Source organism: Nonomuraea sp. NPDC002799, from assembly GCF_053592075.1.
Map to the genome: position 1 here is coordinate 64,824 of NZ_JBSFVA010000007.1, position 21,560 is coordinate 86,383.

Sequence of the window (21,560 nt, forward strand, 5' to 3'; positions counted from 1 at the left end):
CTCTCCTCAACGGCGGCGATCATGGCTTCTCCTCTGATGGCGGGGGTCAGCAAGCTCCACCGGGCCGCCCGGGTGCGGCGAGCCTGGCGAGCAGCGCGGTGACCCGCTCGCGCGCCGCCTGCGCGCCGCCAGAGGTGAGCGCGGCCCCCATGCCGCAGGCCACGGCGCCGGCCGCGATCCAGTCCGGCGCGTCGTCGATGGTCACCCCACCGGTGGGGATGGCGGGCACCTGCGGCAGCGCGGCCCGCACGTCACGCAGCCAGGAGGGCGACACGGCGGAGGCCGGGAAGATCTTGACCGCGTCCGCGCCCTCCTCCAGGGCGCGCACGATCTCCGCCGGGGTGAACACCCCGGGGAAGACCGGCACGCCGTAGCGGTGCCCGGCGCGGATGACGTCGGGGTTCAGGTGGGGCGAGACGAGGAAGCGGGCGCCGGCCTCGACGGCGGCGCGGGCCGCCGCGGCGTCGAGCACGGTCCCGGCGCCGACCAGCGCCCCGGGCCGCAGCTCCGTGAGCCGCGCGATGGCGGTGAGCGCCCGCGGCGTGGTGAGCGCCACCTCGACGGCGTGCAGCCCGGCGTCCAGCACGGCCTGCGCGGCGGCCACCGCCTCATCGGGCCCCGCGGTCCTGACGATCCCGAACACCCGCTGCCCGGTGACAGCCTGGACGATCTCCCAGCGGTACATGACTCCCCTTCGAACAACGAGAGCCGGATACGCGGGCAGAACCCTCGCCACCATCCCCCAGAAGCCCACAGCCCAGACTTTAGACCCCAAACCGGATACCTTGACCACAAGCCGCCCATGAGTAACGCTGAAGCAGGAACCGTTGGCGGGGGCATTGTCGCGTGAGGCGTCCATTCATCACCTTGCTGGCCGCCAACGCCTTATCGGTCACCGGCAACGTGTTGTCGATGCTCGCCGTGCCGTGGTTCGTCCTGGAGACCACGAAGAGCGCGGGGCTCACGGGTCTGGCCGCGTTCGCGACCACCTTCCCCATCGTCATCTCCGCCGCCTTCGGCGGGACGCTGGTGGACTGGCTCGGCTTCCGCTGGACGAGCGTCCTGTCGGATCTGGCGAGCGGGCTCATCGTCCTCGCCATCCCGATGGTGTCCCTGACGACCGGGATCTCCTTCCCGCTCCTGCTCGTGCTGCTGTTCGTCCGCTGGCTGGCGGCCACGCCGGGAGACACCGCCCGCAAGGCGATGTTGCCGGATCTGTCCGAGCTCGCCGGGGTGCGGATCGAGCGGGCGACGGCGGCGTACGACGGCGTCAACCGGGGCGCCACGATGGTGGGCGCGCCGCTCGCCGGCCTGCTGATCCTCTGGCTCGGCCCGAGCGCGCTGCTGTGCGTGGACGGGGTGACGTTCCTGCTCTCCGCGGCCCTGATCGGCGGCGGGGTGCCGCGTACCGACAGGTGGCAGGGCGACTCGCGCAGATATCTCAGCGACCTGCGCGACGGCCTGACCTTCCTCTGGCGCGACCGGCTGCAGATGAGCGCCACCTCGATGATCGTGGTCGTCAACATGCTGGACACGGGCGTGACGCAGGTCCTGCTGGTGCTCTACGCCCGCGACGTGGCCGGCGATCCCCGGGCGTTCGGCCTGCTGACCGGCGCGCTGGGGGCGGGCGCGGTGGCCGGGACGATCGTCTACGGCACCGCGGCCGAACGATTACCCCGCCGCCTGACCTACGGATGGTGCTTTCTCTTCGCCGGGGTGCCGCGCGTGCTGGCGCTGGCGCTGGAGGTGCCGTTCCCCATGGTCCTCGCCGTCACCGCGCTCTCCGGTTTCGCCGCGGGCGCCATCAATCCCATTCTCGGCGTGGTGCAGTTCGACCGGATTCCGGTGCGGCTGCGCGCGCGGGTGCTGAGCACCCTGACGGCCACCACGTACGCGGGCATGCCCATGGGCGGCCTGCTGGCCGGCTCGCTCACCGAGCTGACCGGCCTGGCGATCACCCTGTACGCGTTCACCGCCGTCTACGTGATCGCCTCCGTCCCCCCGTTCGCCTGCCGCGCCTGGCGGGAGCTGGACGAGCCGTCTCCGGCACGCAGGCGAGGCGCACGATCGGCGGGCTAGGGCAGAGCCCTGCTCAGCAGCAGATCCTCGGTGATCGGGGACTCGTGGGTGCCGGTGACCGTGCAGGCGTGCGCGCCGGCGACCGAGCCGAGCCGCACGCACTCCTCCAGCGGCCGGTCACGCAGCGTGCCGTACAGGAAGCCGGAGACGAACGCGTCGCCCGCGCCGTTGCTGTCGGCCACCGGGCCGGGCAGCGGCGCGGCGGAGAAGGCCCGCAAGCCCGACTCTCGCGTCAGGACGAGGCAGCCGTCGGCTCCGCGCGTGCACACGACCGTGTGGGCGCGCCCGCGCTCCAGGACGTCCCGCATCGTGGCGGCCGGGTCGGGCAGCGCGGCGGCCGACAGGAACACCAGGTCGGAGCCGTAGGCGAAGTCCTTCTGGTAGTCGCCGTCGCCGTCCCAGTCGTGCAGGTCGGTGGAGATCGGCAGGCCCTCGACGTCGGGGAAGACGTGGCGGCAGAAGTCCATGATCGACAGGTGTACGTGGCGGGGGCGCACGTCGGCGTAGAGCTCGCGCGCCAGGCGCTCGTCGGGCGTGGCCTTCGGGTCGTAGAACGAGGTGCGGCGGCCGTCGGGCCCGACGAGCAGGACACTGCGCCGGGTGCCCGCCTCGGCGCTCCCCCAGCGGCAGTCGAGGGCGCGCAGCGCGTGGCGGATCAGCGCGCCCTGCGGATCGTCGCCGATCAGGTCGGCGAACGCGACGCCGAGCCCCAGCGCGTGGCAGCCGAGCGCCACGCCCGCGCCGGTGTTGCCGATCCGGTCGACGACCGGGGGCACATGATAAGTGTCCTTGTACGGCAGCGGCAGCTCCGGCACGTACACCGTCGTGTCGACCCCGGCGCCGCCGAGGACCAGGACGTCGCGCGTCACCGGTTGACCAGCGGACCCGAGCCGGTGGAGCCGCGCACGACGAGCTCCGGCTGGAAGACCAGCTCCACGTGCTTGCCGGGCGCGCCGTTGACCTCTTCGAGCAGCGTCTGCACGGCGGCCGACGCCATGGCGCCGATCGGCTTGCGCACGGTGGTCAGCGGCGGATCGGTGAACGCGATCAGCGGCGAGTCGTCGAACCCGACGACGGACACCTCTCCCGGCACCGACAGCCCCTTCTGCCGGCAGGCGCGGATCGCACCCAGCGCCATGAGATCGCTGGCGCACACGATGCCGGTGCAGCCGCGCAGGAGAAGCTGCGCGGCGGCGGCCTGCCCGCCCTCGACGGAGAACAGCGAGTGAGAGATCAGGTCGTCGACGTCGGAGGCGCCGAGGAGCTGGGCCATCGCCTCCTTGTAGCCCTCGATCTTCCTGATCACCGGCACGAACCTGCGCGGCCCCAGCGCGATCCCGATGCGCTCGTGGCCGAGGTCGGCCAGGTGCTGCACGGCCAGCCGCGCGGCCAGGCGGTCGTCGGGCGAGATGAAGGGCGCGTCGATGTGCTCGCTGTAGCCGTCGACGAGGACGATCGGCAGCCCGCGATCGGTCAGGCGGGTGTAGCGGTCCATCCGCGCGGTCGTGTCGGCGTGCAGGCCCGAGACGAACACGATGCCGCTCACGCCGCGATCGACGAGCAGCTCGGTGAACTCGTCCTCGGGCGCGCCGCCAGGAAGCTGCGTGCACAACACGGGCGTGTAGCCGTGCTGGGTCAGCGCCTTCTCGATGGCCTGCGCGAACGCGGGGAAGATCGGGTTGTCCAGCTCCGGCGTCACCAGGCCGACCAGCCCGTTGCTGCGCTGCCGCAGCCGGGGCGGGCGCTCGTAACCCATGAGGTCGAGCGCGGTCATCACCGCCTGGCGGGTGGCCGCGGAGACACCGGGCTTGCCGTTGAGCACTCTGCTGACCGTGGCCTCACTCACCCCGGCCTGGGCGGCGATGTCGGCTAGGCGAGCGTGACCGTTCATGCCTCACACTTTACTTTCCGGCAGGCCGCCGAAGCTCCTGCTCCAGGCACATCGGAGGCGAGCGGCGGCGCTCCCTCGACGCCGGGCTCCGCGAGGTTTCCGGCACGGACGTCCCGCCCTCCGGACCTCATCAGGGCGCTTTCGGGATCGCCGTCGCGGCCCGCGACGCTGCGCGTGCGCACCTGGCGGATCGCGGTGTCCCGCGCCCATGCGGTCATGGTCCCCCTCGGATCGTCCCCGACCCATGAAAACCCTTGCGGCAAATTTGCGCAAGCCCTTTCCAAAAACCCCTAATACGGAAATTACGGCGTACGGACCCCCAAAACCCCTGACCGAAACACGCAAACACGAGATCTTTTATGTCAAAGGTGGACATGTAGCGTTAAGGAGCGATGTACTACCTCTTTAATCAGCCTCGTCACAGGTGACCCGCGCGCAAGGTGTGAGCCCATGAGCTCAGTCGTTCTCGACAAAGTGACCAAGGTGTATCCGGGCGGCTACCTAGCAGTCGACCGGCTGAGCCTCCACGCGGAAGACGGCGAGTTTCTCGTCCTCCTTGGACCTTCAGGATGTGGCAAGTCGACGTTACTCCGGATGATCGCGGGATTGGAGGAGATCACCGAGGGTGATCTCTGGTTGGACGGCCAGATGGCGAAACATCTGCCTCCGCGAGATCGCGACGTCGCCATGGTGTTTCAGAACGGCGCCCTGTATCCGCACCGGACCGTACGCGGGAACATCGCCTTTCCGTTGGAGATCGCCAAAGCCGACCCGTCGATGGTACGCGAGCGCGTCACTGAACTTTCCAAGGCGCTGCACATCGACGAAACGCTGGACCGCCGCCCCGGCACGCTCTCGGGCGGGCAGCGGCAGCGGGTCGCGATGGGCCGGGCGATCGTGCGGCAGCCCAAGTTGTTCCTCATGGACGAGCCCCTGTCGAACCTGGACGCCGGCATGCGCACCGAACTGCGCATGGAGATCTCGGCGCTGGTCAGGTCGCTCGGCGTCACCACGATCTACGTGACGCACGACCAGGTCGAGGCCCTGACGCTGGCGGACCGGATCGCGATCCTGAATCGCGGCGTCCTGCAGGACGTCGGTACTCCGGCCCAGATTTACAACGATCCAGCGACGGCGTTCGTGGCGGCCTTCCTCAACTCCCAGCAGTTGAACCTGTTAGCCGCCCATGTCAGGACGCCGCAGAACCAATATGTGCTCATGGACTTCGGCCCGCATCGGCTCACGCTGCCCTGGAGCGATCCCAGGGCGTACGCGATCTCGCAGCACACCGGCGGGCAGGTGCTGGTGGGGCTGCGCCCGGACGGGCTGGCGCCGGTGCCGGAGAGCTATGAGGGCCCGTCGTTCTACGGGCGGGTGCGAGCGCTGGAGTATCACGGGCACGAGTGGCTGGCGTACCTGGAGTGCGGCATGCCGGCCGTGGCGGTGCCCGAGCCGCCGGACCCGCGCGGGCAGGCCAACGGCGAGAAGAACGGCTCGGGCAAGCTGTCGGGGCTGATGCGGCGGCTGTTCGCGCAACGCGAGGAGGAGCGGCAGCAGCAGGAGCAGGTGGGACAGAACCCGAACAGCGGGATCCACCGCCGCACGGATCTGATCGTCCGGCTCGGCGGCCGGCCCATCTGGCGCGTGGGCGACGCGGCCAAGGTCGGGGTGGACCTGTCCCGAGTGATGATCTTCACCGCCGACGGCGCCCGCATCGACCCGCCCCGCCGGTAACAACCTTTCCCGCTGCGACCAGCGTCGGTGCCCACCGGGGCGTGCGATCAGGAAGTCACTTCCGTCGCGGCCCGGTGAGCACCGCGGGATCGAACGAGACGGGGAACGGGAGATCGATCGCCAGCACCGTGCCCGCCTTGGCCTCCACGACCAGCTCGTAACCCTGCGCGCCGAGATTGAAGACCTCGACACGAGGCGTGTCATCGCCTTCCAGATCGACCCGGATGAAGACCGGAATGCCACCCGCGGCGTATTTCGGGGGCTTGATGTCGTAGTCACGCCGATGGCTGCCCTTGCCCGGGCTGACGATCTCGACGACGCAGACGACGTCGCTCGCGGCCGGCTTGGCGACCCCCGCCAGCATGGCCTCGGCGTGTCCCACCACGATGTCGGGGATGAGGCCGTCCTCGCCGACCTCGAGATTGCCTGTCTCGACCACCTCCAAGCCCCCGGGGCGCGCGTCGTCCAGGATGCGGACCAGCCGCTTCGCCGCGATGGCGTGATCGTAGCCGGGCATGGGACTCACCAGGAAACTCCCGTCGATCAACTCGATCCGCTCCCCTGTCTCGGGCAGCTTCAGCCAGTCCTCGACGGTGTAGTCCTCACCGGTGGGCGGCAGGGAGAAGAGCCGTGCGCGCCGGGGAGGCGAATGGGCATCCAGCCAGCCGTCAGCGGGCGCAGCGGTCATGTCCTCATCGCCTTCCATGGATGGGAGTCTCGCACGCACGACAACACGGGGCCAAGAGTAGCCGAGCGAGCACGCCGAGTGACAGAACCACGTTACCCTGCCTTTGCCTGCCCACGCGCCACGCCCGAGATGCCCGCGCCCCGCATGGCCAGCCCGCTCAGGTCTCGGCGACCCAGCGGGGGCCGTCGGGGGTGTCCTCCACCAGGACGCCGCCCCGCAACATCGCCGCCCGCAACGTGTCGGCGAGCTCGTAGCGCCCCTGCTCGCGCAGCTCCGCCCGGAGCGTGAGCAGCGACTCCACCAGCGAACGCAGACCGAGGGAGCGCAGGCCGGCGGTCGAGGCGAGCTCGCCGAGCCGGGCGATCAGCAGCCGCATCAGCTCCCTGGCCTGCTCGACCCCGCCGGAGTCCTCTTCGGTGTCGGCGGCCCACTTGACCATCTCGGCCTCCAGGTCGAGGACCGTCTGCGCGGCCGCCACCATGTCGGGCTTGGCGGCGGCCGCCTTGAACAGGTCCTCGCACGAGTGGATCGACTCCTCCAGGGTGGCCTCGGCGGGCGCGGGCTCCGGCGCGGGCCGGGGCGGCGCGGCCGTGCCGGCGCCGCCCTCGGCCAGGCGGCGGAGCTCGGCCAGGTCGGTGCGGGCGCCCGTGGGCAGGACCGTCTCCCGGCCCGGCCGCCGGACGGTCAGACCGCCCCGGCCCGCCACGCGCACCGACTCGGTCTCCAGATCGATGACCAGCGCCGTGTGCTCGTCGAGGCCCAGGACGGCGGTGCCGGCCGGCAGCTCGCGCTCCATGCGCGAGAGCCGGCGTTCGCCGAGGTAGCAGAAGCGGGTGTCGTGGGTGCCGCCCTCGGCGTTGTCGTAGTGCGGGATGAGGACGGCCTGCAGGCCGAGCGGCTCCAGCAGGCCGACGCCCTCGCGCCAGTGCGGGTCCGCGCCGACCTTGTAGATCTCGTAGACGGGCACGGTCGCCAGCCCGGCGGTGCAGGCCGCCGCCGAGGCCAGCACGGTCACGCCCTGACGTGCGCGAACCCGGGCCCGCAGGTCGCCGGCCACGCCCGAGTCCGCCCACCGGTCGAGCGCGTAGGTGGGGCTGCCGGGGCCGCAGAAGACCCAGTCGGCGCCGGTGATGCCCGGCGCCACCTCGACATCCAGGCCGACGCTGCGGGCGAAGTATCGGCAGGCGCGGGCGGAGATGTCGGCGGAGTTCTCCTGGAAGGCGTAGGGGGTGTCGAGCAGCACGGCACGCGCTCCCGCCCGCAACGCCCGCGTGGCGGCGCGGTGGATCTCGACCATGGTCGGGCTCGTCTCGCCCGACCCCATCAGCACCAGCGAACCGGGCATGGCTGTCGGCCTCTCTCTCGCACGCCATCGACTACAGCCGGGCCCGCCGTGAGGCGCAAGAGCCGGGGGGCACGTATGCGGGTGGGGCGCAGTTGCATATGATGGGCAGTAAGTTGTCGGCGATGACGGGAAGACACGTGGTCTCGGTTGAGACGCTCATGCTACGGGCGAGCGCCGACCATCGCTGGTCATACCGCCATGCCATTACCCAGCCCCGGCGCGGTGAAAGCCCGGATGAGGCGGCACGGCGGCTCAGCGGGGTGCCGGCCGGCGCTCAGGACACGGTGCTGCATTCGACGAGCTGGCGTTACGAGCCGGACGGCCGGATCGTGCTGACGTACGCGGTGTGCCCGGACCCGTCGCCCTGGCTGCCCGCGATCGAGGCGCCCGTGCTGGAGATCGCCCGCGGCGAGGCGCCCGCGACGCCGTCACCCGGCGACATCTCCCTGGCCAACGTGGTCGCGCACGCCGTCAGGCATCTGGCGTTCCTGCTGGCCGAGGATCCGGTGGTGTCAGGCGTCCTGTCCCGCCACCCCGAGATCGCCCTGGCGCTGGAGCCCGCCGCCGCGCCGGCGTGACAGCCGGCGGCCCAGGTCCTGCATGGGCCGCTCGATGAACCTGTAGGTCAAGGCGCTGACGGCCAGCACCACGGCGAGCGCCAGCACGACCATGAGGAACTGGTACGGCAGATCGGCCCGCCGCAGGTCACCGGTGATCTCCACGAAGTACTTCAGCAGCGGATGATGCACCAGGTAGAGCGAGTAGCTGATCAGCCCGAGCCAGGTGAGCACCCGGGGCAGCCGCCGCCCGCGCAGGGCCATCGCGCCCGCGAACGTGGCCCCGGCCAGCGCGATCGTGGTCAGCCACACGTCGGCCCGCACCCACCACCAGCCGCTCTCGATCGCCCACAGCGGCGCGACCCCCACGAGCGCGGTGGTGACCGCCACCGGCCACAACCGTCCCTCGCCGCGCTCCCACCGATGGATCGCCGTCCCCGCGAACATCACCGCGAGCACCGCCGCCCCCAGCCACGGCACCCGGCTGCTCAGCACCAGCAGCACCACCGCCATGAGCCCGAGCACGCACGCCGAAGCGGTACGGAACCGCCCCCACACCACGCAGCCCAGCCCGGCCACGAACACCGCGCACGACACGTACGCCGGCCACGCGCCCACCAGCACGGCCCCCGACGCCACCAGCCCCACGACCACCGACCCGGCCGCGAACACCATCGACAGCGACCCGCTGCGATCATGCGCCCTGATCAGGAACAGCGCGGTGACCACCAGATAGAACACCATCTCGTACGACAACGTCCACATCGTGTCGGCCACGCCACCGACGCTCACCACGTCGAGCAGCATGGTCGCGTGCGCCGCCACCGCGCTCCCGTCGCGCGGCACGGCCTCGCGCACCGGCACCCACCACGCCAGGGCCAGCACCAGGACGATCACACTGAGGTAGAGCGGGTAGAGGCGGAAGAACCGGCTGACCCAGAACGCCCGCACGTCGCCGTGGCGTTCCAGGGACGCGGGGATGATGTAGCCGCTGACCAGGAAGAACACCAGGATGCCGTAGACGCCCAGGTTGAACCAGTAGGGCCGGAGCCCCGGCAGGAACCACGGCAGGAGGTGCTCGCCCACCACGGCCAGCGCGCCGACGCCGCGCAGGGCGTCCAGCCAGCCGAGCCTGGCGAGGTGGGCGTCGCGGGCGGGCGCGCCGGACAGCGCGTCGGGGGCGGCGGGGATGGCGGCGGCGGACACCCGCCACAACATACCCGTACCCGCACAAGTGATGCGGCGAGTCGCTCCGGCCGGCCGGCCCGCCCCAAGAACGCGCACGTGGCAGATCCGATGGGCCGACCGGCCCGCCGCGAGGACGCGCATGTGATCCGTGCCGCCGCGAGGAACGCGCGGGTGCTCAGGTGTCCCGGTGGGTGGCCAGGGAGGCGTGGTGGTCCGCGCCGTCCGGGCCGTACGGGTCGGTGTGGACGGTGGCGGCTCTCAGACGCGGCAGGTCGTGGATGAGCCGGTGCTCGGCCTCCACCGCCACCTTGTGCGCGGCGACGACAGAGATGTCGTGGTTCACCAGGATCTCCACCTCGGCGTGCAGCGCGTGACCGATCCAGCGCAGTCGTACGGCGCCGACGCGGCGCACGCCCTCGACCGTGGCCAGGACGCGTTCGGCGGCGTCCACCAGGGCCGGGTCGACGGCGTCCATGAGGCGGTGGTAGATCTCGCGCGCGGCGTCCCGCAGCACGAAGCAGATGACCACGGTGATCAGCAGGCCGACGATCGGGTCGGCGATCGGGAAGCCGAGCGCGGCGCCGCCCGCGCCCAGGAGCACGGCCAGCGAGGTGAAGCCGTCGGTCCTGGCGTGCAGCCCGTCGGCCACCAGGGCGGCCGAGCCGATCTGCCGGCCCACCTTGATGCGGTAGCGCGCCACCCACTCGTTGCCGATGAATCCCACCACGGCCGCGGCGGCCACCCAGCCGACGGCGCGGATGTCCTGCGGGTCGAACAGCCGCTTGACCGCCTCGTAGCCGGCCAGGACCGCCGACGCGGCGATGAGCAGGACGATGACGATGCCGGCCAGGTCCTCGGCGCGGCCGTACCCGTAGGTGAAGCGCCGGGTGGCGGCGCGGCGCCCGACCGAGAACGCGATCGCCAGCGGAACCGCGGTGAGGGCGTCGGCCAGGTTGTGCAGGGTGTCGCCGAGCAGCGCGACGGAGCCGGACGCGAGGACGATGACCGCCTGGACGGCGGCGGTGACGATCAGGACGGCGAACGAGACGGCCAGCACGCGCATGCCACGGCTGCTGGACTCCAGGGCGGTGTCGGTCTTGGCGGCGCTGTCGTGGCTGTGCGGCGCGACCGCGTGCACGAGCCGCCCCAGCACGGCCTTGACACCGCCACGCCCCCGCGCCCCACCTTCATCCCCGTGACCATGCCCGTGACCATCCCCGTCACCATGACCATCCCCATGCCCGTGCCCGTGGGGTGTCGGGCCGGAATCCTGCTCGTCTGACATGGTGTCCCTCGCTTGCGCAGTCCATCCCGTCTGGACAGTGTCCTCCGGCGAGCGCGAGGTGAACTCACTTACCGAAGCCATCGGCGCGCCTCGCCCGCCCGCTCGTTCACCGCCCGCCTCGACCGAGCGCTCACGATCCGGCGGGTGCGATCACCAGCCGACCTTGCCCTTGCCCGAGATCAGCGCCCGCGCGATCACCATGCGCTGCACGTCGTTGGTGCCCTCGCCGATCGCCATCAGCGGCGCGTCCCGGTAGAGGCGCTCGACCACGAACTCCTGGGAGTAGCCATAGCCCCCGTGGATCCGCATCGACTCCAGGGACGCCTTCAGCGCCACCTCCGAGGCGAAGTACTTGGCCATGCCCGCCTCCATGTCCACCCGCCGGCCGCCGTCGGCCTGGGAGGCGGCCCAGTAGGTGAGCAGGCGGGCGGCCTGGATCTCGGTGGCCAGGTCGGCCAGCTTGAGCTGGATGGCCTGGAACTCGGAGATCGCCTGCCCGAACGCGGTGCGTTCCTTGGCGTAGGACAGCGCGGCGTCGAACGCGGCCTGCGCGACGCCGACGGAGCGGGCGGCGATGTTGATGCGGCCCATCTCCAGCCCGCCCAGCACCTGCTGCATGCCGCGCCCTTCGACGCCGCCGAGCAGGCTCGACACCGGCACGCGCACCTCCTGCAGCGCCACCTCGCACGTCTCGGTGCCCTTGTAGCCGAGCTTGGGCAGGTCGCGGCTGACGCTGAAGCCGGGTGACGACGGGTCGACGAGCAGCACCGACATGCCCTTGTGCGCGGGCTCGGTGATCGAGGTCTTGACGAGCACGGGCAGCGGATCGGCGTGGCGGGCGTTGGTGATCCACGTCTTGGTGCCGGTCACGACGTAGTGGTCGCCGTCGCGGACCGCGCGCGTCTGGATGCCCTGCAGGTCGGTGCCCGCGCCGGGCTCGGTGAGAGCGATCGCGGTACGGCGGGCGCCGGTGGCCAGGTCCTTGAGGTAGAGGCTCTTCTGCTCCTCGGTGCCGTGGTGGGCGATCATCCAGCAGGCCAGCGAGTGGGACCCGATCGCGCCGGCCACGCCCATCCAGCCGCGCGCGATCTCCTCGAACACCAGCGCGAAGGAGACCATGTCGGCCTGCATCCCGCCGTACTCCTCGGGCACGGACAGGCCGAACAGCCCCATCTGCTTCATCTTCTCGATGATTTCCGTCGGATACCTACCGGAATGCTCCCACTCCGTAGCGACCGGGACGATCTCCTTGTCCACGAACGCGCGCAGGGTCTCGCGCAGGGCCTTCTGCTCGTCGGTCAGCTCGAAATCCACGCTGGGCTCCTGTTCAGGCTGATCAGGAAGCCCACGTTAATAGAAGGACATTCGGTTTGCTAGGCGCGGGCGGCCAGCTTGGCGACCACGTCCACGATGCGGGCGGCACGCTCCATCTCGGCTCGGTGGAACACCGGCCCGTCGGCGCGGGCGATCACCAGGTGCATCCCCTCCGCCGTCACGGGCAGCAGCAGCAGGTTCAGCTTGTCGGCGTCCATGATGGCGGCCCTGGGCGGCGGCTCGGGCAGGTCGAACTCGGCGGGCGCGGCCAGTGAGGCGTGCCGGACGGCGCCGTCGGCCAGGGCCAGCGACCACTCGGCGCCACAGAGCGCCGGCAGGGCGTCCACCAGCGTGGCGAATCCCCGCGACGGCTCGGAGGCGACGTGCATGAGCAGGTCGTAGTCGGGGGCGGAGCCCGGCAGGTCCTTGGTCACCCAGACCCCCTCGACCCGTACGCCGGGCATGGCGGACAGCCGCTCGCGCGCCTCGGACGCGCTCACCGGGCCCGGCCAGGAGACGGTGAAGTCGTCCACGGCCCGGCCCGCCTCGCGTTCGAGCACGGTGACCTGCAGGATGTCCGCGCCCAGCGCGCCCAGCGCCTTGGCGACCTGCCCGAGGCCGCCCGGCCGGTCCGGCAGCGACACCCTCAGTCGCAGCAGCATTGCCGCCCTCCTTTCCGAAGCCCCGAAGCCCCGAAGCCCTCACAGTGCCGTGGAAAGGTTTCCAGCATGTTCCACGGATATGTCGCACACGCTGCGCTTATATCCCAGGATGAAGGGTTAAGTCCGAATTGTCAGCAAACGGAACGTCGGGGTTTGCCCCAGGTCACCGTGCAATCCCGCCGGCGGGGTCAGGCGAACACGTCCTGCTGGTAGCGCCCGTCCGCCTCCAGCCCCGCCAGCCAGGCGGCCCCGTCCTCACCGGTGCGCTCGCGGTGCAGGTCCAGCAGCACCTGCCGTACGGCCGGCGCCATCCGCAGGCCGTCGCCGCACACGTACACGTGGGCGCCCCGCGAGAGCAGCTCCCACACCTCGCCGGCGTGGGCGGCCAGCGTGTCCTGGACGAAGCGGTACGGGTGGCCGGGCACGGCGGAGTAGGCGGCGTGCACCCGCACCTCCTCGCGGGCGCCCCAGGCGGCCACCTCGTCCGCGTACAGGCTGTCGTGCCCGGGATGGCGGCTTCCGGTGAAGACCTCGGCGCGCCCGGTGGCCCTCGCCAGCGCGCGCTCCTCCAGAAAGCCGCGCAGCGGCGCGAATCCGGTGCCGGGACCGATGAGGATCACCGGCGTGGCCGGGTCCGCGGGCAGCCGGAACGGCGGCGCGGGCACGCGGACGTAGCCGTAGAACACCTCGCCCTCCCCCAGACCGGCCAGGTAGGCCGAGCACATGCCCTGGTAGGTGCCGGCGCCGGACCAGGCGGGCCCCTCGACCAGGCCGACGGTGAGCCGCACCAGCGACGCGCCGGCCAGCGGAGAGGAGGAGACGGAGTAGTAACGCGGCTTGATCGGCCCCGCCATCTCCAGGAACGCCGGCAGCGGCAGCTCGATCGACGGGAAGCGCTCCAGCAGCGCCAGCGGGGAGACCCGCTTGGCCAGGATCTCGTCGGCGTACGCGGCGGTCAGCGCGGCGAGCCGGCCCTGGGTCCACGGGCAGCCGGTGTGCGCGGACAGCGCCTCCAGGTCGGACCTGGTGGCCACCTCCTGCAACTCGGCGAACTCGGTCAGCAGCAGGCCGGCCGTCACCGGGGCGTCCACGGGCAGATGCGTGACCCCGGCGGCGCGCAGCCGCACGACCTGCTCCCTGGGCACGCGCAGGCAACGCAGCGCCCATTCGACCAGCTCGGGGTCGTTCTTGGCGAAGACGGCCACGTGGTCGCCCGCCGCGTACGTGACGCCCTCGGGCAGCCGGGCCACGATCGAGCGCACGCCGGGGCGCGGCGCCTCGGTGGAGAAGTCCCACAGCCCCGCGGGGTCGCGGGTCAGCTCCTCGTTGGACACGACGGTCAGCGGGAAGGCGCGCTCGGAGACCACGGAGGGGCGCACCTCGGCCTCGGTGAGGACCTCCATCGTGTAGCGGGGCCCGGCGCCGGCGTCGGAGGCGCTGTACTCCTCGGCCAGCGCGGCCTGCAACCGGGCGGTCCACGCGGACACGTCGCCGTCGAAGTCGCCGTCGGTGTCGGCCTCGCCGCGCTCGATCAGCGGCACGGCTCCGGCGGCGGTCAGCTTCTCGTACGCCCGCCGGGGGAAGTCCTGATAGGTCGGCCACTGCGTGTTCCCGCAGCCCAGCACGGCCAGCCGGACCGCCGACAGGTCGGGCAGCGTCTCCAGGGCGTCGAAGCGCTGGGCGTTGTCGGGGGCCTTGCCGTTGTAGGAGGAGGCGACCACGACGAGCAGGCCCTCGGCCGGCGGCCGGAGGTCGTCCAGCGTGGTCAGCGTGGTGGCGAACCCGGCCCGCCCGGCCCGCTCGGCCAGCCGCTCGGCGATGTCGGCGCTGGTGCCGAGGTTGGAGCCGTAGGCGACGGTGAGCGGGACGCCGGTGACGGCGAGGTCCTGCTGCTCGCGCTCCGGAGCGGCCTCGGCCACGGCCACGGTCCGCTCGTGCGCCCGGCGCTCGCGGACCCTGAGCGTGAACCCGTCCGGCTTGAGGGTGAGCGTCTGCTTGATCTTCATGCGGTAGGCGTCCGGGTCGGACAGGGCGAAACGCCGCAGGATCATCGCCAGGGCCAGCCTGGCCTCGGTGAGCGCGAACTGGCGGCCGATGCAGGCCCGCTCGCCGTTGCCGAACGGCTTGTACGCGCCGGGGTGGTGGCCCTTCTTGTTCTCCGGCAGCCAGCGGTCGATGTCGAAGTCGCCGGGCCGCTCCCACGCCTTGGGGTTGCGGTGCAGCGTCGGCAGCAGCACGGTGACGCCCTGGTCCTTGGGGATGGCGTACCCGCCGATCGTGGTGTCCTCGACGGCGCTCACGTTGAAGACGGGGATCGGTGACCAGACCCGCAGCGTCTCCTCCAGGATGCGCGGGATGACGTCGAGCTTCATGATCTGCTCGTACGCCGGCGGCTCGTCGCCCGGCAGCAGCCGGTCCACCTCGTCGTAGGCGCGGGCCAGCAGGTGCGGCTCGCGCAGCAGGTTGTACAGGGCGAAGGAGAGCAGGCCGCTGGTGGTCTCGTGGCCGGCGATCAGGAAGGTGAGGACCTGGTTGCGGATGTTCTCGTCGGACAGGCGGGCGCCGCTCTGCGGGTCGGCGGCCTCCAGCATCAGGCCCAGGAGGTCCGTCGAGCCGGTGACGCCCTCGGCGCGGCGCTGCCTGATCACGTCGTCGACGAGCGCCTGCATGGTCGCGATGTCGCGCCGGTAGGTCTCCTCGTTCCTGCGCTTGAGCCGGGTGACGAACGGCAACTGCTGGTTGCGGTGCATGGCCTCGGTCAGCGCGCCGCCCATGGCCTGCAGGAACGGGTGCAGCTCGGGCGAGTCGAAGGAGTTGAACCGGTAGCCGAACCCGGTCAGCGAGATGGTGTCGAGGGTCAGCCGCGTCATGTCGTCGGCCACGGGCAGATCCTCGCCCTGGCGGCCCGCCCACGAGTCGGCGAGCTGCTCGGCGACCTCCAGCATCTGCTGGTAGTAGGCCTTCATCGCGCGCTGGCTGAAGGCCGGCATCAGGATGCGGTGCGCCTGGCCCCACACCGGCTCGTGCATCTCGGCCGTGAACAGCCCGTCGCCGCCGAAGTCGCGCACGATCGACAGGGGCTGGCGGATGCGCTTGACGAACCGGCTCTCGTCGCACACTTCCGCCACCATGTCCGGGTCGTACACGAGCACGATCGTGCGGCCGGCCACCTCGATCTTGAAAATGCCCTCCGCGTACCGGGAGGCGACCTGGATGAAGTGCTCCACCGGCGAGTGGGCGGGAATCTGCAGCGTGTTGCCCAGGATGGGCAGACCCGGCGGGGCGGGAATCCGCGACATGAGTGCTCCATAACGTAGCCATACACCGTATGGTTGACGCTACCATACGGTGTATGGCCGTGAGCGCGCGCAGGGGCGCACCCCTGACCCTGGAAGAGATCTCGACCGCCGCGCTGCGCCTCATGGACGCGGGCGGCGTCGCGGGCCTGTCCATGCGCAAGCTGGCGGCGGAGCTGGACGTCAACCCGATGTCGCTCTACCACCACGTCGCGAGCAAGGAGACGCTGCTCGGGCTGATCTGCGCCACGGCGGCCGAGCGCATGAACCTGCCGCCGGACGACGGCGCCCCCTGGCAGGACCAGCTCAGGGCCCTGGCGCTGGCCTACCACGCGCACGCCACGGCGCATCCGGCCATGTGGAGCCACGTCACCACGCACCCCGAGCTCATCGCGGACCGGCGGTTGTCGATCTGGCAGACGCTCTACCGGATCCTGCGGCTGGCCGGGGTGCCGGAGGGGGAGTTGCGGCGCACGAGCGAGGTGCTGCACGCGTTCGTCACGGGCTTCGTCATCGCCGAGACCCGGGGGCACATGCCGGACGACCCCGAGGAGATCGACCGCAACTTCGAGACGGCCATCCACCTGATCATCAACGGCCTCTCCGGCCGGCGCTAGCCCGAAAGACAGGAAGGCGGAAGGAGCTCAGCCCGTGGCGTCCCAGACGGCCTCGAAGGCGTCCTGCGTGATCTCGGTCAGCTCCCAGATCTCCAGCGGCTGGTCGGTGAGGAAGCCCTGCTCGTCCTGCAGATGCCGCCACCAGTAGCGCCGGGCGGCGCGATCGGCGCCGACCTGGACCTGCCGGGTGGCCCACTGCTCGGCGGCGTCACCCTCGACGCTCTCGAACAGCCACACCCGCCCGTCCTCGTCGGCCATGTGCCAGTAGTGGCGGGGAGCGTCGGACTCGGCGAGCTGCCTCACCAGCGGCTGGCGAACATCTGAGAACACCCCGCCCACTCTAGGGCTCCCGGACGCCGGGAAACGCCCGCCAGGGCGCTCAGTGCTGATAGGCGCCCGCGTCCGGGGTGCCGGAGATCGGCTTGCCGGCGCGGTCCTTGGCGAAGCCGCTGCCGCCGAACCACGTGGAGGTGAGGCGGAGGCCGCGGCCGAGCGCCGGGGACCCGGGGCGCAGCCGCAGGTTCGTTCGGGAGACGAACTTCGGGTCGGCCACGACGGACTTCGGCCCGAGCTTGAAGTCGGACGTGCTCCCCTTGTAGACGCTGCCGCCCTCGTCGGCCCCCGCGCCGTCCTCCCAGCCGGCCTCCCCGCCGACGATGATCACGTTGTTGCGCAGCTTGAGGATCGACGGCGCGCAGCCGTCGTGGCAGGACCAGCCGAGGGTCTTCCTGGCCGGCAGGTAGACCGAGTTGTGCACGGCGATCGTGCCCTTGACCGGGCCCACGACGTGGCCGGCGCCGCGGGTGATGAGGAAGGAGCCGCGGCTGAGCGAGGAGGTCACCACGTTGGAGGCGAAGACGTTGCCGGTGGCGGTCTTGCCTTTCGTGGCGCCGAGCTCGGTGAAGGTGTCGTTGTTGTGCGAGGTGTTGCGGGTGATCCGGTTGCGGTCGCCGTCGAAGATCTCCACGGCGGCCCCGTCGGCGCCGTAGTCCCTGCTCTTGGCGTAGCTGCCGGTGATGACGTTGTCGGTCACCACGTTGTCGTCGCCGTTCAGCAGCACGCCGAAGGCGCCGGAGTCGTTGTCGCCGCCGTCGTCGTTGACGCTCATCCTGTTGTTGTCGGTCAGGACGCTGTCGCGGATGGTGTTGCGCGAGCCGGAGGGCGTGACGAGCACGCCGGCGATGTTGTGGTCGGCCGCCACGCCGGCCAGCTCGTTGTCGTCACCGTCGAGCTGGAAGCCGGCCCAGCGGCAGCGAGAGGCCCGCAGGCCGCTGATCCGCCAGTGGTCGCCGCTGACCACGACGCAGTCGGCGTCCGCGGCGCTGATCTTGGCGTAGGTGCCGGTGCCGTACGGCTGGACGACGATGGGCCTGGCCCTGGTGCCGCTGGCGCTCAGGGTGAGGCTTCCGGTGAAGTTGCCGCCGCGCTTGATGTTGACGGTGTCGCCCGGTCCGAGCTCGGCGGCGTTGAGCTTGTCGAGCGACTTCCACGCTCGGGCGGCGCTCCTGCCCGACGCCGCGTCGTCTCCCGACACGGCGTCCAGATAGTAGGCGGTGCCCGCGGCGGCCTCAGCGGCCGCCGGGACGACAGGCAGGAGCGAGGCCACGACGGCTACGCAGAGCAACCTCATAGGGGCACACCACTATCCAGTTGAAAGTGCACCGGCAGGACTACACACCGTAGCGTGGCGGTGCGTCACGCGCCAGGTGCGCCACGAAGGTCCGTCCCAGAAAAGCGAACGGACTTCGCATGTCCGGCCAGGTCCACCGGCGGTTCTTGCAAAACTTGCGAAAGCGCTGTCATCCGCCTGGATCCCCAGGTGGGCCTCTGACCTCACCAAGCTCCGCTGTCGATCACGAGGGTGAGATGTGCAACTTTCCGCAACTTGCGCTTGACCGCGAGTGAGAGATCGCGAAATCCTGCTCCAGACCATCACCCCGACAAGTCGGGGCATCCGGGGAGGGACAGCCATGCTGGACAACGACGACTGGTGGCGCGACGCCGTCGTGTATCAGGTCTACCCCCGGAGCTTCGCCGACGCCGACGGCGACGGCGTCGGTGACCTGCAGGGCGTGCGCGACCGCCTGGTCTACCTCGCTGACCTGGGCGTGGACGCCATCTGGCTGAGCCCCTTCTACACCTCTCCCATGGCGGACGGCGGCTACGACGTCTCCGACTACCGGGACGTGGACCCGATGTTCGGCACGCTCGGCGACTTCGACGCCCTCGTCGCCGACGCCCACGACAAGGGCATCAGGGTCATCGTGGACCTGGTGCCGAACCACTCCTCCGACCAGCACCCCTGGTTCAGGGACGGGCTGCGCGACCGCTACGTCTTCAGGGACGAGCCGAACGACTGGGAGTCGATCTTCGGCGGCCCGGCGTGGACGCAGGTCGAGGACGGGCAGTGGTACCTGCACCTGTTCGCGCCCGAGCAGCCGGACCTCAACTGGGACAACCCGGAGGTGCGCGCGGAGTTCCGCGACATCCTGCGCTTCTGGCTCGACCGGGGCGTGGACGGCTTCAGGGTCGACGTGGCGCACGGCATGATCAAGGCCGATGGGCTGCCCGACGTGGGGCCGAAGGACGGGCCCCAGGCCGAGATGCTCGGCGACGAGCAGGTCCCGTACTTCGACCAGGACGGCGTGCACGAGATCTACCGCGATTGGCGGCCGATCCTCGACTCCTACCCCGGCGGCCGGATGGCGGTGGCCGAGGCGTGGGTGTCCTCGCCGGAGCGCCTGGCCCGCTACGTCGGGCCCGACGAGCTGCACCAGGCGTTCAACTTCGACTTCATGCTCGCCGACTTCCACGCCAAGGCCTTCCGCACGGTGATCGAGAAGTCGCTGAAGGAAGTGGAGCTGATGGGCGCGCCCACCACGTGGGTGCTGTCCAACCACGACAAGCCCCGCCACGTCACCCGCCACGGCGGTACGGCCCGGGCCAGGGCGGCCACGCTGCTCATGCTGGCCCTGCCCGGCTCGGCCTACCTCTACAACGGCGAGGAGCTGGGTCTGCCCGAGGTGCTCGACCTGCCCGACGAGCTGCGCCAGGACCCGGCGTTCCGGCGCAGCGGCGAGAGCCGCGACGGCTGCCGGGTGCCGATCCCGTGGACGAGCTCCGGCGACCTCGGCTGGCGCGACCCGTGGTTGCCGATCCCCGCCGAGTGGGCGGCGCTGTCGGCCGAGGCGCAGCAGGACGACCCCGGCTCGACGCTGAGCCTCTACCGCGCGGCGCTGCGGCTGCGCAAGCGGCACCCCGCGCTCGGCGGCGGCACGCTCACCTGGCTGGACTCCCCCAAGGACGTGCTGGCCATCGAGCGCGACCCCGGGCTGGTCGTGGTGCTCAACACGGGCGAGGAGCCGGTGCGGCTCGACGTGGCCGGCGAGGTGCTGCTGTCCAGCGGGCCGATGCCCGGCGACGGCACCGTCCCGCCCGACACCACGGTCTGGATTCAGCGCTGACGGTTGGCAGAATCTTTCCCTTAGACCGACATATGTGGGTAATTACTCTCGGTAGCTTCAGAGAGTGGTACCCCTGTGGGCCCGATCCCTGCGGGGACGGGTCACCCTCATCGCGACGGCCGTGGCCGCCCTCGTGCTGATCCCTGTGGGCGCCGGCGGCCTCGTCGCCTCGAAGGCCCTGGTGGAGGCGAGCGTGTTCCGGGACACCAGGGACACGGCCGAGCGCATCGCGTACGAGATGCGCGGCGGCGCCCTGCCCATGGGCGCCACCGTCCCGCTGCCGGACCCGTCGGTCGACCTCGTCCAGATCGTCGGCCGCGACGGGCGCCTGCTGGCCTCCAGCGACGCCGCCAGGAACGTGCCGCCGATCAGCGACGTGCGCCCGACCGCCGAGAACCGCGTGGTCAGCACCACCCACTGCCTGCCGACGGAGTGCCTGCACGTGACGGCGGTCAGGGTGACCATGTTCGCCGACTCCCCCTTCGTCTACGCCGGCCGCAGCACGCCGGAGGTGCTCGCCGGCAAGACCCTCGACATCGTGGTGTTCGCGCAGGTGTTCGTGCTGATCGCGCTGGCCGCGTGGGCCACCTGGCTGGTCACGGGCCGGGCGCTGCGGCCGGTGGCGACCATGCGGGCCGAGCTGGACGCCGTCCACGCCGGCGACCTGAGCCGCCGGGTCACCCAGCCGCCGGGCGAGGACGAGGTGGCCGAGCTGGCCGGCTCCGTCAACAGCACGCTGGCCAGGCTGGAACGTTCCTCGCTGCAGCAGCGCCAGTTCGCCTCCGACGCCTCGCACGAGCTGCGCACCCCGATCGCGGGGCTGCGCGCCCAGCTGGAGAGCGCCCAGCTCTATCCCGAGGACACCGAGCTGGAGACGCTGGTGGACAGCGCGCTGCGCGACACCGACCGTCTGGAGGCCATCATCACGGACCTGCTGCTGCTGGCCAGGATCGGCTCCCGGGTGGACCAGGCCAGGGAGCGGCTGGACCTCGCCAACCTGGTGCGCCAGGAGCTGGCCACCCGCAGTGACAAGCTGCCCGTCCGGGTGGATCTGGCCGAGGGGGTGGTCGTCGAGGGCGTGCGGATGCAGCTCGCCAGGGTGCTGACGAATCTCCTGGACAACGCCCAGCGGCACGCCGAGCACCGGGTCCGCGTCACGGTCTGCCGGGAGGGCGGCACGGCGGTGCTGGCGGTGGAGAACGACGGCATGGAGATCGCCGAGGAGGACCGCGAGCGCATCTTCGAGCGCTTCACCCGCCTCGACGCCTCCCGCAGCCGCGACGCGGGCGGCACCGGCCTCGGCCTGGCCATCGCCAGGGACGTGGCGCTGGCCCACCGCGGCCGGATCCGCGTCGCGGACTACCGGGGCGGCGCGAAGTTCGTGCTGACGCTCCCAGCCGTGGGACTTCCAGCCGACTAAACGGCGAACCGGTAGATTTG

General features: G+C 71.2%; 18 protein-coding genes. 6 read left to right on the top strand and 12 right to left on the bottom strand.

Translation table 11 applies throughout. The annotated features are described in order from the left end of the window. Positions 1–46: 46 nt before the first annotated feature. Positions 47–685: a bifunctional 4-hydroxy-2-oxoglutarate aldolase/2-dehydro-3-deoxy-phosphogluconate aldolase gene (locus tag ACWD0F_RS15730; protein WP_449875865.1), complete on the bottom strand. Its 639-nt coding sequence runs from the start codon at positions 683–685 to the stop codon at positions 47–49. Between the two features lie 161 nt (positions 686–846). On the opposite strand from ACWD0F_RS15730, the gene ACWD0F_RS15735 reads away from it, so the two are divergent. Beyond that, positions 847–2,079 (top strand): MFS transporter, encoded by a 1,233-nt coding sequence (locus ACWD0F_RS15735; protein WP_449875867.1) that lies wholly within the window; start codon positions 847–849, stop codon positions 2,077–2,079. On the opposite strand, the gene ACWD0F_RS15740 is transcribed toward ACWD0F_RS15735, so the two are convergent. Further along, complete coding sequence (locus ACWD0F_RS15740; protein WP_449875869.1) at positions 2,076–2,948, bottom strand: carbohydrate kinase family protein; 873 nt, start codon at positions 2,946–2,948, stop codon at positions 2,076–2,078. The genes ACWD0F_RS15735 and ACWD0F_RS15740 overlap by 4 nt on opposite strands. Next, entirely contained in the window at positions 2,945–3,970 is a 1,026-nt protein-coding gene (locus ACWD0F_RS15745) for a LacI family DNA-binding transcriptional regulator (protein WP_449875870.1), read from the bottom strand. Before ACWD0F_RS15745 ends, ACWD0F_RS15740 begins: the two co-directional genes overlap by 4 nt. Before the next feature lie 450 nt (positions 3,971–4,420). On the opposite strand from ACWD0F_RS15745, the gene ACWD0F_RS15750 reads away from it, so the two are divergent. Then, positions 4,421–5,704: an ABC transporter ATP-binding protein gene (locus ACWD0F_RS15750; RefSeq protein ID WP_449875872.1), complete on the top strand. Its 1,284-nt coding sequence runs from the start codon at positions 4,421–4,423 to the stop codon at positions 5,702–5,704. A 55-nt stretch (positions 5,705–5,759) separates the two neighbouring features. On the opposite strand, the gene ACWD0F_RS15755 is transcribed toward ACWD0F_RS15750, so the two are convergent. Both ACWD0F_RS15755 and ACWD0F_RS15760 read right to left on the bottom strand, forming a co-directional pair. Further along, positions 5,760–6,410, bottom strand: coding sequence for a Uma2 family endonuclease (locus ACWD0F_RS15755; protein ID WP_449875873.1), 651 nt, complete (start codon positions 6,408–6,410; stop codon positions 5,760–5,762). A gap of 139 nt (positions 6,411–6,549) precedes the next feature. After that, a complete protein-coding gene (locus ACWD0F_RS15760; RefSeq protein WP_449875875.1) occupies positions 6,550–7,737 on the bottom strand; it encodes a hypothetical protein in 1,188 nt (395 codons plus the stop codon). Between the two features lie 122 nt (positions 7,738–7,859). Between ACWD0F_RS15760 and ACWD0F_RS15765 the strand changes: the two genes are divergently transcribed. Continuing rightward, positions 7,860–8,315: a hypothetical protein gene (locus ACWD0F_RS15765; RefSeq protein WP_449875877.1), complete on the top strand. Its 456-nt coding sequence runs from the start codon at positions 7,860–7,862 to the stop codon at positions 8,313–8,315. On the opposite strand, the gene ACWD0F_RS15770 is transcribed toward ACWD0F_RS15765, so the two are convergent. From ACWD0F_RS15770 to ACWD0F_RS15790, 5 genes are all read right to left on the bottom strand, one after another. After that, complete coding sequence (locus tag ACWD0F_RS15770; RefSeq protein WP_449875879.1) at positions 8,250–9,500, bottom strand: acyltransferase family protein; 1,251 nt, start codon at positions 9,498–9,500, stop codon at positions 8,250–8,252. The genes ACWD0F_RS15765 and ACWD0F_RS15770 overlap by 66 nt on opposite strands. Positions 9,501–9,657: 157 nt before the next feature. Further along, on the bottom strand, positions 9,658–10,635 hold the full coding sequence (locus ACWD0F_RS15775; protein WP_449875881.1) for a cation diffusion facilitator family transporter: 978 nt from the start codon (positions 10,633–10,635) through the stop codon (positions 9,658–9,660). A 282-nt stretch (positions 10,636–10,917) separates the two neighbouring features. Then, positions 10,918–12,081, bottom strand: coding sequence for an acyl-CoA dehydrogenase family protein (locus ACWD0F_RS15780; protein WP_449875882.1), 1,164 nt, complete (start codon positions 12,079–12,081; stop codon positions 10,918–10,920). Between the two features lie 59 nt (positions 12,082–12,140). Next, the gene (locus tag ACWD0F_RS15785) at positions 12,141–12,743 is read right to left on the bottom strand and encodes an ACT domain-containing protein (RefSeq protein WP_449875884.1); all 603 of its coding nucleotides are present in this window, start codon (positions 12,741–12,743) and stop codon (positions 12,141–12,143) included. A gap of 188 nt (positions 12,744–12,931) precedes the next feature. Further along, the gene (locus tag ACWD0F_RS15790; protein ID WP_449875886.1) at positions 12,932–16,042 is read right to left on the bottom strand and encodes a bifunctional cytochrome P450/NADPH--P450 reductase; all 3,111 of its coding nucleotides are present in this window, start codon (positions 16,040–16,042) and stop codon (positions 12,932–12,934) included. Between the two features lie 53 nt (positions 16,043–16,095). Between ACWD0F_RS15790 and ACWD0F_RS15795 the strand changes: the two genes are divergently transcribed. Beyond that, positions 16,096–16,656, top strand: coding sequence for a TetR/AcrR family transcriptional regulator (locus tag ACWD0F_RS15795; protein WP_449875888.1), 561 nt, complete (start codon positions 16,096–16,098; stop codon positions 16,654–16,656). Between the two features lie 27 nt (positions 16,657–16,683). Here the strand turns inward: ACWD0F_RS15795 and ACWD0F_RS15800 are convergent, their stop codons facing one another. Both ACWD0F_RS15800 and ACWD0F_RS15805 read right to left on the bottom strand, forming a co-directional pair. After that, a complete protein-coding gene (locus ACWD0F_RS15800; protein ID WP_449875890.1) occupies positions 16,684–16,986 on the bottom strand; it encodes a hypothetical protein in 303 nt (100 codons plus the stop codon). Between the two features lie 49 nt (positions 16,987–17,035). Further along, positions 17,036–18,286, bottom strand: a complete 1,251-nt coding sequence (locus ACWD0F_RS15805) for a NosD domain-containing protein (RefSeq protein ID WP_449875892.1) — start codon at positions 18,284–18,286, stop codon at positions 17,036–17,038. A gap of 340 nt (positions 18,287–18,626) precedes the next feature. Here ACWD0F_RS15805 and ACWD0F_RS15810 point away from each other — a divergent pair, with 340 nt between their 5' ends. Together ACWD0F_RS15810 and ACWD0F_RS15815 are read left to right on the top strand one after the other, a co-directional pair. After that, positions 18,627–20,120: a glycoside hydrolase family 13 protein gene (locus ACWD0F_RS15810; protein WP_449875893.1), complete on the top strand. Its 1,494-nt coding sequence runs from the start codon at positions 18,627–18,629 to the stop codon at positions 20,118–20,120. A 64-nt stretch (positions 20,121–20,184) separates the two neighbouring features. After that, positions 20,185–21,540 (top strand): sensor histidine kinase, encoded by a 1,356-nt coding sequence (locus tag ACWD0F_RS15815; protein WP_449875895.1) that lies wholly within the window; start codon positions 20,185–20,187, stop codon positions 21,538–21,540. Positions 21,541–21,560 lie beyond the last annotated feature (20 nt).